We start from the raw sequence: 285 nt of genomic DNA, 5'->3' as shown, positions 1-285 counted from the left end.
CCGTGGCGCTGGTGGTGTAGTCGGCCACGGCGGTGGCTTGTTCCATGGTCTTGAGCAGGGCGCTGGTGTTGGCCGAGATTTCCTTGGTGGTGGACAGGATCTCGACGCTGGTCTGGGCCTGCTCCACACCCGTCGCCTCCTGCTGGCGGGCCGAGGCTGCGATTTCCGTGGCCGAACTGGCGACCTGGATGCCGGCCTTTTGCACGTTGTTGATCAGGGCGCGCAGGTTGGCCAGCATGGTGGCGATGCCGTGGCCCAGCTGGCCCACGGTGTCCTCGCCGGCCA

At 67.4% G+C, this 285-nt stretch carries 1 pseudogene; it reads right to left on the bottom strand.

The features are described from left to right. Positions 1–285: pseudogene (locus H3H36_RS27935) on the bottom strand (chemotaxis protein); the annotation flags it as partial.

The sequence above is a fragment of the Rugamonas fusca genome, assembly GCF_014042365.1.
Taxonomy (GTDB): Bacteria; Pseudomonadota; Gammaproteobacteria; order Burkholderiales; family Burkholderiaceae_D; genus Rugamonas; species Rugamonas fusca.
The sequence above is the reverse complement of the archived record's forward strand: the minus strand, read 5'-3'. Positions and strand labels throughout refer to the sequence as shown.